This window comes from Streptomyces sp. NPDC001868 (assembly GCF_040297125.1).
Taxonomy (GTDB): domain Bacteria; phylum Actinomycetota; class Actinomycetes; order Streptomycetales; family Streptomycetaceae; genus Streptomyces.
The window spans coordinates 38,158-50,604 of sequence record NZ_JBEOYO010000030.1 but is presented as its reverse complement, the minus strand read 5'-3'; the positions used below and the strand labels follow the sequence as shown (position 1 = coordinate 50,604).

Annotated in this window: 8 protein-coding genes; 6 read left to right on the top strand and 2 right to left on the bottom strand. The window is 72.6% G+C overall.

Translation table 11 applies throughout. The features are described 5' to 3' along the window. The first annotated feature begins 129 nt into the window (after window positions 1–129). From ABT147_RS29555 to ABT147_RS29540, 4 genes are all read left to right on the top strand, one after another. Window positions 130–456: a trypco2 family protein gene (locus ABT147_RS29555; protein ID WP_351411635.1), complete on the top strand. Its 327-nt coding sequence runs from the start codon at window positions 130–132 to the stop codon at window positions 454–456. After that, complete coding sequence (locus tag ABT147_RS29550; RefSeq protein ID WP_351411633.1) at window positions 453–3,704, top strand: tetratricopeptide repeat protein; 3,252 nt, start codon at window positions 453–455, stop codon at window positions 3,702–3,704. Before ABT147_RS29555 ends, ABT147_RS29550 begins: the two co-directional genes overlap by 4 nt. Before the next feature lie 171 nt (window positions 3,705–3,875). Continuing rightward, a complete protein-coding gene (locus tag ABT147_RS29545; RefSeq protein WP_351411630.1) occupies window positions 3,876–4,076 on the top strand; it encodes a hypothetical protein in 201 nt (66 codons plus the stop codon). After that, window positions 4,073–7,615, top strand: coding sequence for a trypsin-like peptidase domain-containing protein (locus tag ABT147_RS29540; RefSeq protein WP_351411628.1), 3,543 nt, complete (start codon window positions 4,073–4,075; stop codon window positions 7,613–7,615). Before ABT147_RS29545 ends, ABT147_RS29540 begins: the two co-directional genes overlap by 4 nt. Before the next feature lie 49 nt (window positions 7,616–7,664). On the opposite strand, the gene ABT147_RS29535 is transcribed toward ABT147_RS29540, so the two are convergent. Beyond that, window positions 7,665–8,417, bottom strand: coding sequence for a hypothetical protein (locus ABT147_RS29535; RefSeq protein WP_351411626.1), 753 nt, complete (start codon window positions 8,415–8,417; stop codon window positions 7,665–7,667). Between the two features lie 383 nt (window positions 8,418–8,800). Here ABT147_RS29535 and ABT147_RS29530 point away from each other — a divergent pair, with 383 nt between their 5' ends. Continuing rightward, on the top strand, window positions 8,801–10,777 hold the full coding sequence (locus ABT147_RS29530) for a M20/M25/M40 family metallo-hydrolase (protein WP_351411624.1): 1,977 nt from the start codon (window positions 8,801–8,803) through the stop codon (window positions 10,775–10,777). Between the two features lie 146 nt (window positions 10,778–10,923). On the opposite strand, the gene ABT147_RS29525 is transcribed toward ABT147_RS29530, so the two are convergent. Then, window positions 10,924–11,691, bottom strand: a complete 768-nt coding sequence (locus tag ABT147_RS29525; protein WP_351411622.1) for a class I SAM-dependent methyltransferase — start codon at window positions 11,689–11,691, stop codon at window positions 10,924–10,926. 333 nt (window positions 11,692–12,024) lie between these two features. Between ABT147_RS29525 and ABT147_RS29520 the strand changes: the two genes are divergently transcribed. Next, window positions 12,025–12,381 carry a PRC-barrel domain-containing protein gene (locus ABT147_RS29520; protein WP_351411620.1) on the top strand — a complete coding sequence of 119 codons (357 nt, stop codon included), beginning with the start codon at window positions 12,025–12,027 and terminating at the stop codon, window positions 12,379–12,381. The last annotated feature ends 66 nt before the right edge of the window (window positions 12,382–12,447 follow it).

The window sequence follows — 12,447 nt, the reverse complement described above, 5'->3', positions numbered from 1 at the left end:
GCTCTCCCGCCCCGCCGGTTCCACGCACGCTCCCGCGACACATCCTGACAGACCGTGCGGGACAGGGTGACGGGGTGCTTCCGGTGGGTAACGATGGGTTGACCGACGCAGTACGACAGGGGGGATGACATGTCCGACCAGGACTCCGCGGAGAACGTCGTCGAACTCGCGCAGGCCATCGGGTCATTGCGTGAACAGCTGGACACGGCCCGGCGGCTGGCGCCCGAGGGGGGTCTCTCCTTCGAGGTCGGGCCGGTGGAACTGGAGTTCCAGGTGGCCCTGCTGAGCGGCAGCGAGGTCACCGGGGGTGCCCGGTTCTACGTGTTGTCGGGCGCTGGGTCGAAGCGTCGGGAGCGGACGTCCACCCACACCATCCGGCTCACCCTGACCCCCCGGGGACCGGACGGCGGACCGCTCGAAGTCTCCGATGCGGCCGAGGAGTTGCCGGAGAGGTGAGCCCGAGGATCCCACCCGTCGCCCGGCGCGTGGTGGAGGTCTACCGGAGCCGCGACGGCCGGCACCGGATCGCCACGGGCCATCTGCTCGACGACCGACTGGTGTTGACGGCCGGTCATGCCGTCGGCGAGGCGGCGACGGTCAGTGTCCGGTTGCTCGACGACGGTTCGGTGTGGGACTGCTCGGTGCTCTGGTGGCGCTACGACAGCGCGGCCGGGACCGGGATCGACGCGGCGTTGCTCCGGATCGACGACGACTCCTTCCGGGGGCCGGAGGGGCTGCCACCGCTGCTGTGGGGCCGGCTGGGTACGGGATCCCGCTGTCCCGTCGAGGCGGTGGGGTTCCCGGCCGCCATGCGGGTACGCGAAGAGGGCGCACCGGCCTTCAGAGACACCGCGCACATCATCGGCTCCATCGCGTCGGGCAGCAGGCTCAAGGCCGGCCGCCACGAGATCAAGGTGGACAACCCGGTACCCGCCGTCGTCCGCGCGGGGCACACCGGGAAAGGCACCGAGACCGCGTCCCGGTGGAGCGGGATGTCCGGGGCGGCGGTGACCTCCGGGGGTCTGGTGGTGGGGTTGGTGGCGGTCGACCCCGACCGGGGCGGGCCCGGCGGGGCGCTGACCGCCGTTCCGGCGACGTCCTTGCTGGCGGACGAGCGGCTGGCGGAACTGCTGGGGAGACCGCACGCGTACGACGTCGGGCTCCCGTCCGTCCTCCAGCCCCCGCCGTCGCCCGCCGGGTCACCGGTCGGTCTGCTGCGGGCCGAGGTCAGCCCGGTCGGCTTCCACGGCCGGGAACCGTTGATGGACGAGTTCGTCCGGTGGTGCCTGGCTCCGGATCCGTGGTCGCCGAAGCTGCTGACCGGGCCGGGGGGCCAGGGCAAGACGCGGCTGGCTGCGGAGCTGGTGGACCGGATGGCCGGCCGGAACTGGAACGCCGGCTTTCTGGACTTCGCCCCCGACACCGACCTGGCCGCGCTCGGTGAGCTGTCCGCGCCCCTGCTGCTGGTCGTGGACTACGCGGAGGCCCGGCACGAGCAACTGATCGAACTGCTGCGGCTGTTCGGGGCGGCGGCCGCCAGGGGGACGGGGCCGCCGGTCCGGCTGCTGATGCTCGCCAGGAGCTCCGGGGAATGGTGGCAGGACCTGCGGCGAAAGAGCCGTGCGCTGCGGGAACCGCCGCCGGGAACCGTGGCGGAGCTGGGTCCGCTGGCAGACGATCCCGCGACTCGGCCCGAGGCATTCCGCCACGCGGTCGAGGGCTTGGCCCACGCTCTGGCCCGGCTGCCCGGTCTTCCCGCGACGCCGCCCGGGTTCCGCCCCGAGTCGGTGGTGCCTCCGCAACTGTCGGACGCGCGGTTCGCCAGGGCCCTGGACCTGCACAGCACCGCGCTGGCCGCGCTGTTGCAGCACCTGTTCCCGGTACCGGACGCCTCCCGCACGCAGGGCATGGAACTGCTGATGCGGCACGAGGAGGCGTACTGGACCCGGACCACGTCCGCCCACCAGATCGGGCATCTCCACACACAGACCCTGCGACGGCTGGTCGTCACCGCGACACTGTGCCGGGCCCGGACCTTGGACGAGGCACGGAAGCTGCTGGAGAGAAGCGGGATCCTGCGCGGGGAGACCGCCAACACGGTCCTCGGCGCGGCGATGTGGCTGAACGAGCTCTACGGCGGCCGCGACGGCCACTGGGTGGGACTGGTGCCGGACCTGCTGGGCGAGCACCTGATCGGCACGACCGCGCGGGACTTCCCCGAACTGCTGCCCGCACTCGCCGCACTGCCCGACACCGAGCACGCCGGCCACCTGCTGCGCGTTCTGTGCAGGGCCGGACGGAGCTTCCCGGAACTCGACGAGCGGATCGTCCGCCTGGTCGCCGCCCGGCCCCGGCCACTGGCTCCCGCAGCGGTCGACGTGCTCGCCCGGGAGGGATACGAGGCCCTGGGCCGCGCGGTGGACGCGGTGCTGGACGGGCCGGAGGAGAGTGGCCCGCTCTTCGCCGAACTGCTGGCGGCGGTACCCCGCCACACGGTGGTGCTCGCCGGTCGGGCGGCGCGGATGGCCGAGCAGGTCGTGGCGCACGCCCGGGCCGCGACCGACGCACCCCGGGAACTGGCCTCCGCACTCCACGCCCTGGCCTACCGGCTCGCCCGGGCGGGACGGTACGCCGAGGCACTGGAGGCCTGCGAGGAGGGCATCCGCGTACGGGGAGGCGACACGCTCGGCGCCGCGCCGGACCCGGAGTTCATGGACGTATTGCTGGGGTACGGCGCCCGGCTGTACGAGGTCGGCCGCACACGCGAGGCGGTCGGTGTCGGCGAGCGGCTCCTGGCCGCGCTCGGCCCGGGCCACCCGTCGGACACCCCCGAGGCCCAGGGGCGCCGGGCGACCGTACTGCACCATCAGGCCCTGTGGCTGCACCACGCGGGCCGCCACGACGAGGCTCTGGCCCTGGGCGTCGAATGCGTACGGTCGCGGGAACGGCTGTTGCGCCGGAACCCAGGGTGGCCCGCGGTGGAGATGGCCAACGCACGCCTGCAACTCACGCTCTACCTCCAGCACGACGGTCGCATCGCGGAGGCGGCCGAGGAGACCGCACGAGCCGTGGCGATCCTGCGCGGGCTGGCGGAGGAGCACCCCGACGCCTACCTGGGACGGCTGGCGGAAGCCCTGCACAACCAGGCCCGCCTGAGCACGGCGCTGAGCGAGCACGCGACGGCGCTGGACCTCGCCGAGGAGGCCGTCGCCATCCAGCGCGGCCTGCTGGACGCCGACCCCACGCCCGCCCAACTGGAGCTACTGGCAAGGCTGTTGGGTGGACTGAGCATCCGGCTGACCGCGATGCGTCGGCTGTCCGACGCCTTGGAGGCCGCGGAGGAGTCGGTGCGTCTGCTGCGTGAGCCGGCCGGGGGCCGGGACCCCCGGGCCGTGGGTGAACTGGCTGGCGCACTCGCCGGTCTGGCGCTGGCGCTGCGTCGCGTCGGCGACGACGAAGCGGCGGTGGCGGCCTCGGAGGAATCGGTCCTGGCCCTGCGCGACGCGATCGGACGCGGCGGGGCGCCGGCGGACGAGAAGAGGGCCCGCATCCTGTACGTCCACGGTCTGGCAATCGGCCCCAGGGATCCCGCGCGAGCCGTGAAGGTCCTGGAGGAGGCCGCGGACGTGGCCCGGACCGGGCAGCACACCGCACTGCTCCGACGCTGTCTGACGGAAATCGACAAGCTTCACGCCCGCTTCTGACCGCCAACTGCCTTTGTGGGACCGGTCGGACACGGGAACCGGCACTGTTGGATCACTCGGGTAAAGAGGCGATCACCGCACCTTCCGGGCGGGGACCATTCCGGCAGACCGTCGCTACGCTGAGGCCAACGCATCCCCTGTGAACGGCCACCCCGGCAAGGGAGTTCGAACGTGCCCAAGAAGCCCAAGACTTCGGAGCAGGCCGCCAAAGCCGCTCCCGCCCCGCAGCCCTCGGCTCCGTCCGCCGCGTCCGCCCAGGACGCGACCGCCGACCTCACCGCGCAGGACACGGATCCCGCTGACCAGAGCGGCGAGACATGGTCCACCTTCTCCGAGGTGGGCGACGAAGAAGACGAGCTGCCCGAGCGGTGACACAACCCTCTCCGGCGCACGTCGACCACCGTACGGACCCCCGCGTCGTCGAGGTCTACAGCAGCAGACCCGACGGCCGGGGCAGCGGCACCGGGTACCTCCTGGACGGTGGCCTCGTCCTGACCGCCGCCCACGTCATCAGCCGGGGCGACCGGACGCAGGCCGAGGTGACGGTGCGGCTGCCCGGCTCGCGGGACTACCTGCCGTGCGCCGTGGAGTGGTACCGCTACGAAGCCCATGAGCCCGCCGACATCCGCATGGACGCCGCCGTCCTGCGGATCTCCTCGCCGGGAGCGGTGCCACCTCAGGACGGCCTGCCGCCCCTGCGCTGGGGCCGGCTGGTCACCGGGCTGCCGGAGGTTCCGGTCGACCTCGTCGGCTACCCGTCCGGCATGGGCGTACGACGCGACGACGCCGGGGGAAGGCTGGTGCTGCGCGACACCGTCAGGGTCCGGGGAACCGTGAACGCGGGAACGGCGGTCAAGGCCAGGCGCTACCACATCGTCCTGGGGCAGGCGATCCCCTACTCGGCGGCCGCCGCCGTGTCCCGTTGGGAGGGAGCCTCCGGCGCGGCGCTGCTCAGCCACGACCTGCTGTGCGGTGTCGTCGTCACGGCGAAGGACGAGCCCGGTCATGGCAGGGCCCGCGCCATCCCGGCCGAGGAACTCCTGGCCGACCCCGGTTTCCGGGCGCTGTTCCCGCACGCCGTCACCGAACCGGCCGAACTCCAGCCGCTGCTGGAACGGGAGTCGTCCCGGCCGGCCAACACCCCCGTGGCCCTGCTCAGGCCGGACGCGACCGTCGTGCCGTTCACCGGACGCGAGGACGTCCTGGCCCGCCTCGGCGCCTGGTGCGACCAGCCCGGCCGGTTCTCCGTACGGCTGGTCACCGGGCCCGGCGGTCAGGGTAAGACCCGACTCGCCGCGGAACTCGTCCGCCGTCTGCGGCTCAGGAACTGGAGCGCGGGCTTCCTCGCCGCCGGAGCGCCCCCGGACCTCCTGCCCCTGGCCACCGGGACCCGCACCCCGCTGCTGCTCGTCGTCGACTACGCCGAGACGAGGGTCGAGCAACTCCAGACCCTCCTCGACCTCGTCGACCGCTACGAGCACACCGGCACCACACCCCTGCGGCTGCTGCTGCTCGCCCGAGACAAGGAGGCCGGCGACTGGTGGGAGAACCTGTGCAGCGAGGCCCTTCCCCTGCGCGACCCGCCGCCCGGGACGGAGCTCCCGCTGCCCGACCTCTACGGCGACGGCCAAGAGCCACTGGACGACACCGCCTTCCGCGCGATCGGTGAGAACCTCGCCGCCGCGCTGACCGGACTGCCCACCGTCACGGCGCCCGTGGACCCCGCCGTCCTGCGCACCCTGCCGGTGCCCGACCTGCACGACCCCCGTCACCACCGGGCCCTGGACCTCCAGATGGCGGCCTTGGTCGCCCTGCTGCAGGCACTCGACCCCGAGGACGGCCCGGCGGACGAACCGTACGAGGGCGTACTGCTGCGCCACGAGCAGAAGATCTGGCGGCACACCGCCCACAGCCAGGGACTGGGTGCCCTGACCCTGAGCGCCCGGCGGGAACTGGTCGCCTCGGCCACCCTGTGCGGCTCACCCGCCGACCGGGACGAGGCCCGGGACATCCTCGCGCGCCTGTCCACCCTCACGACCGTCACGACCGGGACACCGGACGCCACCGACACGAGCACCCCACCCGACCCGGTCGACCCCGCCGCTGACTGGCTCGCCACCCTCTATCCCGACCCGCACACCTTCTGGGGGCCACTGCGCCCGGACCGCATCGGGGAGTACCTCGTGGGACTCGCCGTCGGACAGCGCCCCGCACTGCTGGACGAACTGCTCGCCACAGCCCCGGCAGCCCAGGCCACCGACGCCCTACGCGTGGCCGCCCGCGCGGCCCCCCGACACAGCCGACTCGCCGGACCCCTGCACTCCGTCGTGGTCCGCCACCCCCAGCGGCTCGCCGGACCGGCCGTGACCGCGGCAACCAGCAGCGGACCGGAACCGGGCCCCCTGCACACCGCCCTCGCCGAGGTCGTGCGCGACCACCCCGACGACCCCACCCTCCTGCGGTCCATGTTCACCAGGCTGCCCGCGCACTCCCGCAACCTGTCGGTATGGGGAGCCGAACTCGCCGGAGCCCTGGTCGCCCTGGCCGGCGAGGCACTCGGCGAACAGCCGGACCACACCGCCTGGGCGCGACTGGCGGCCGCCTTCAACGACCACGCCCACTGGCTGACCGCCGTCCGCATGCACGACGAGGCACTGGAACGCGGCGCGATGGCGGTCCGGCTCTACGAGGGCATCGCCGGCCAGGAACCCGGCCGCTACGCCCACGATCTGGCCACCGCGCACGAGGGATACGCCCACCAGCTCCACCTGCAGAGCCGTCGGGAGGACGCGTTGGCCTCCGCCGAACGCGCGGTCGCCCTGCGGCGCGAACTGGCCGACGGACCCGTCGCCCGCGCGGCGCTCGCGGTGGCCCTCACGGGATACGCCCACCATCTGTCCAGCCTCGGACGGGCCCTGGACGCCGCCGAGGCGAGCGCCGAGTCCGTGGCCCTGTACGCGGGACTTCCCACGCCGACGGTGTCGGCCCATGAGGACGAGTACGCCGCCGCACTGCTGGCCCACGCCGTGTGCCTCGCGGAACTGGCCCGGTACGACGACGCCATCGACGCGGTCGACCGGGCGGTCGCCCTCTACCGCCGACTGTCCCGCCGCTACCCCGACGCCCATCTGCGGCCGCTCGCCGCCGCGTTGGCGACCCGCGCCGACCTCCTGGTGGACACCGGCTCCTACGAACGCGGCCTCGACGACGCGGGGGAGGCGCACAAGACGTACGAGAACCTCGCCGCGGGCCCTGCCGACCTGTACGCCGGTGAACGTGCCGCCGCACTGCACTGCCTCGCCCGCTGTCTGGGGCCGCTCGGCCGCTGGGAGGAGGCGGAGCGACGTTCCCGGGAAGCCGTCGAACTCTACGACGAGCTACGGAGGGCCGCGCCGCGCACCCATACCTTCGCCTGGGCCCTGGCCGCCGACGGCTGGGCCGTCGCCCTGTCGGAGTGCGGCCACGACCGGCAGGCCGTGGAGGTGGGCCGCGGCGCCGTCGACGCACTGGAGGACCTGCACACCCACGGCGACCCCGGGACGGGGAGCGCCCTGGCCGACGCGTCCCGCAACCACGCGGCGGTACTCCTGGAGCAGGGGCGGGCGGCCGAGGCCGAACCGTTCGCGGCGCGATCCCTCGCGCTCTGCGGGGAACTCGCCACCGACGACGGGGCCTTCGCCTACGAGGAGGTACTGGCCCTGCTGGTCCACGGCATGGTGCTGGCAACACTGCGCCCACGGGAGAGCGTACGGCCGCTGCTGGAGGGACTGGCCAGAGCGCAGGAGGCCGAGGACCAGGAGACCGGCCTACGACTGGCGGCGGCGCTGGTCGACGCTCACCGGGCGGACTCCTCGGTGGCCGATCTGGTCCGCGAACTGACCGGCGGCGTACCCGACTGGCTGCGTGAGTGACAGGCCCAGGGGGACGCTGCTGCGCGCCGGGCGTTATTACGCCGTGGCCTCAGCTCTCCCCGGCGCTCGCGAGGGCGGTCAGGACGCGTCGGGTCTTGGGCTCGGGGTCCTCGGACAGCACCACTCCGCGCTCCCGGATCGCGTCCTCCAGCTTCCGCTGTTTGCGCTCGGCCCGTGCCGCGAACTCCTCGACGTCGTCCGAGTCCTTGGGCTTGACCCGGATGGAGGCCTCCAGGAACTCCAGACCGGCTACCGACCACGCTTCCAGGTCCACCTCCAGGTCACCGAGCGGAACGTCTTCGGCCTTCGTCGAGTGGATCGGTCCCAGCGCGATCAGCCCGTCGAGTCCGACGGAGGGGGCGCAGGCGTGCAGGAACTGGTCCTGCACCGCGTCGATGGGCGCGGCGGGGTCGATCCCCTGCTCCACCACCCCTGACAGCGCCCCCGGCGGGTGAGTGCGCACCAGGGAGGCGGCCAGCACCCTGCGCTTCCCCGACCAGTCCGCCTCGATCCTGTACGTGAGCGGCTGCACGGCGAAGGGGGCGGAGAACCGGCCGACCAACTGCTCCCTGGTACAGGGACGCAACTTGACGGTCAGGTCGTCCGGCCCGCCACCGGTTCTGAAGCGGACGATCACGCCGCCGTCCAGGAGCGGCACCCGTCCCTCCGCCACGCCGTCCCGGTCCTCGGCGAACCAGATTCGGCGCATCGTCATCGCCCCCTGCGACCCACCGAGGGCCGACAGCGCCGCCCCCACATTCCCCTCGATGTTGACCTTGATCTCGACCGGCAACAGGTCCATCGCGTCGCTCCCAACACTCGTGGGGATTCGAACGAACGCACCTCGTTTCCAGGCTAGGCCCACCACCCTCCAGCCGCACGAGAGGGAGAAAGGCCCAGGTCCGTACCTCCTTCAACTGTCCGACGTTGAACCGCGTTCGCCTACATCCCGGGATGCGAGCGTGCAAGCGAAGGCGGACGATGGAGTGGGTGGGGCCCATTCCAGGAGTGGACTCCGTGGCGGTGGCCGGCCCGGGCACAGGGCCGATCCACCGTTCCTTTCTCGCGATCTCCCCTCTTCCCGAACGTCTTCCCGAACGTCGTTCCGAACGGCCGTTGCCGCCCGGGACGTTCGCTCGGTCACGTGCCGATTCCCGGACTGGCTCATCTCGTGGAGGCATCGACATGCCTGTGCTTTTCTTCGACATAGGAGCGACCCTGGCGGATGCCCGGCAGGAGGCCGACGGTTCGCTGACGTTGTCGCCCCGGCCTCGCGTCCTCGCCGTCCTCGACGCCTTCCGCGACGTACGCATGGGCGTCATCTCCGACCCGGGCCCGGGTACGGGCGCCGCGGAGCGGGCCGCGTCGGCCCTGAGCGAGGCGTTCCCCGGCCGGTTCACGAACGACGCGCTCATCCATTGGGGCCCCAAGAACCGTCGGGACATCTTCGACGAGGCGGTCGCCGGCACGGCGGGCGAGGGGAGACCGGCCTCCCCGGCCGACGAGTGCGTCTTCGTCGGCGAGGACCATCAGGAGCGCGCGTTCGCCGAGCGAGCGGGACTGCGTACGGCGGCCCACCCCGTGTTCACCGGCGCCGCCCTGGAGAACCGTCCCGTGCTCTGGGCACGGATCGAACTGCCCGAGGACCGGGGACTGCCCGCGCTGGAGACGATCGCGAATCGGACCGAGGTCGTTCCCGTGCACATCGCCTCGGCGCGGCTCGTGCTGGCCATGGCGAGCACACGCGGCGCGGAGGCACTCGAACAAGCCGGATTCACGGTCGATCTACGGGGCCCGGTGGACGACACGGCCGCCTTCCTGATCCGCGACGACCGCCCCCGCACCCCCGGCCAGGACTTCGCGGACGCCCCGGACAGGGCGACGACACGCGCCACGTCCGCCTTCGGCATCGTCGCCGACGAACTCGCCGGCTTCGCGGCGCCGCCGCCGCTCCCGCTGGGGCCCGCGCCGGGCGGGGTCTACGTCGCCGCACCCGCCGGCGCTCCGATCGAGGACGTCCACCTGCCGGGCGCGAAGCCCGGCCACACCGAGCGACTGCTCCCGGACCCGGCGCTGCTCTCCCGCCCCGGCGAGGCATGGGCACAAGAACTTGCCGCAGGTGTGGTGGAAGGCCTGGACGAGCCGGGCCCGCCGGCGTCGGGAGCCGGTGACGGCCGCCCCTCACCGGAGACGATCGCCGCGGTACGGGCGGCCGTGACCCCCGACGTACTGCGCGGCCACGTCGCGCGCATCTCCGGGGCCGAACCGCTCCGAGACGGCGAGGCGCTGCTGGTGCGCAGCCGTGACACGTCCGCCGCGGACAACCCCCGAGTCGTCGAGGCGCTCGCCGACCGCTTCCAGAACCTCGGTCTGAGCGTACGACTGCACCGGTTCCGGTGGCGCGGACGCCCGTTGTTCAACGTGGAGGCCGAGCACCGTGTGGCCGGGGCGGACTCCACGGTCCTCATCACCGCGCATCTGGACTCCACCGCCTCCAACGGTGAGTTCACCGACGAGAACGGTGACCCGAGGCCCTACGACCCCACCGTGGACCCCGCGCCGGGCGCCGACGACGACGGCAGCGGAACGGCCGCCGTCATGGCCGCGGCCGAATGCCTGCGCGACGTGCTCGCCGAGGGCAGGTCGCCGACCCGGAACGTGCGTTTCGTGCTCTTCAACGCCGAGGAACAGGGCCTGGTGGGCAGCAAGTTCTACGCACGGGCCGCCGCCGCGGCGGACGAACGCATCGCCGGTGTCTTCCAGATGGACATGATCGCGGGGCGGCAGCAGGGCAGCACACCCGCCCTCGAGATCCACGCCGGTTCCTCGGTGCCGGGTCCGGTCGTCGGCGCGTCCGACAGGCTGGGCGCGCTCGTCGCGGACACCGTCCCCGCCGTCGACCCCGCGGTGACGGTCCAACAGCTCACGGGCCCGTCCGACCCGGCGATCGGACGGAGCGACCATGCCAGCTTCCACGAGCGGGGGTGGGCGGCCATCGCTGTCACGGAGGACATCTTCGCCCCGGACGGTGGGCCCGGTACGGGCACCAGGCAGTACCACACCCCGGGAGACACCCTCGTCGACCGGGATCACAGCCCGGAGTTCGCGGCCACGGTCGCCCGCTCCGTCACGGCGACGGCCCTCACCCTCGCCGGCCTGTAGCCCACGGGAGAGCCGACGCGGGCCCTCGCGCCCGGTGAACAGGAGAAACCGTCATGACACGGTGAGGAGTTGGTCGTCGAAGCGCTGCTGCGCCACGCCGGAGGATCCGCATGGATGGCACCGCTATCCGCAGTCGGCCCGAGAACCTACTTCCCGGCGCGGGCCACGAGCAGTGGCTGGAAGAAGCCGCTCTCCTGCGGCATGCGCCAACCGAGGTCGACGAAGCCGGCCTTGGCGGCGAGGCCGGTCAGCCGGTCCCGGCCGAGTGCCCAGTAGGTGGTCCGGCGGACCTGGACGCGCCAATCCGCGCCCGCCGGATGGAGCTGGAAGTGCTCCAAGTCGTAGTGCTCGCCGTCGTCGTGCCAGTGCCAGAGCTGGAAGGTGACGGTCCGTTCGTCTCCGTCGGAGATCCGGTGGACCTGGGGTGGTGTCGACGTCGGGTGGTCGCGCACCAGGTCGTCGTAAGGGCGTGTGCTGACCAGCAGCACGCCACCGGGACGCAGGACGCGGCGCATCTCGGCCAGGGCCGCGTGCGCATCCCGCTCCGTCAGCAGGTGAGGCAGCGCGTTGTCGGCGCAGACGACGGCGTCGAACCGGCCACCGGCGAACGGGAGGCGCCGCATGTCGGCAACGGCCGTGCGCAGCCCCAGACTCCGGCCGGCGGCCTCACGGGCAGCGCGGGCGACGGCGCGCGGGCTGAGGTCGGTGCCGGTGACGCGGTGCCCGCGCAGCGCCAGGCCGATGGCCTGCGTGCCGATGCCGCAGGAACAGTCGAGCACCGCGGCGCGATCCTGGCCGATCAGGGCGTCCAGCGCGTTCCCCTGCTGACGGATGCTCGCGTGCCAGTCCGAGTAGATCAGGTGGTAGTCGTCGGCCAGTTCGTCGTAGAAGCGCGCGACTGATGTCTCCCTCATGGCCCGAGGTTAGTTACTCAACAGCCGATCCTGGAGGCCCAGTGATGCGTCGTGCTGTCGGTCGAGGGAGTTCCGGGAGCTGGGCAGGGGCAGCACGCGCTGACGTCGCACGCTGTCCGCAACCCTTGGGCAGGGCTACGCTGGGGGTGAGGCCCCAGTCCCCGGTATCGATGCAGCGTCCTGCTCCCGGGGAGGCCCACCGTGTTCGTCCTGATCCTCGTTCTCCTCGCGGTGCTGGACCGTGAACGCCGCGGGTGCCCCCGTGAAGTGGCCCGATGAGCGGCAAGGATCTGCGGCCGAGACCATCGTCCAGGTAGCAGATAGGGAGAGACCATGATTCACGCAGCCGATGTCCGAGAATGGCGCAACCGCGATGTCGTCGACGCCGAGTCGCGCAAGATCGGTGTCCTTGAGGCGGTCTATGTGGACACCACCACCGATGAGCCGGCCATGGCCACGGTACGGACCGGACTGCCCACCCGGCACCGTCTGGTCTTCGTCCCCATCGAGAACGCGATCGCCGGGCCGGGCTATCTCAGGGTCGGCTATGTCAGAACGCTGGTGAGGCAGGCCCCTTCGATCGGCACCGACGACGTGCTGCCCGCCGAGCAGGAGGAAGCGATCTTCAGGCACTACGGACTGGCTTACAAGCCCGGTGCGGCCGGAGAACGGCAACTGGCACGTCGCTGACGACCTGTGGACGGGTCAGGGATCCCGGACACCGGCCGCGCGGCTCCCCGGCCGTTCCGCCTGCCC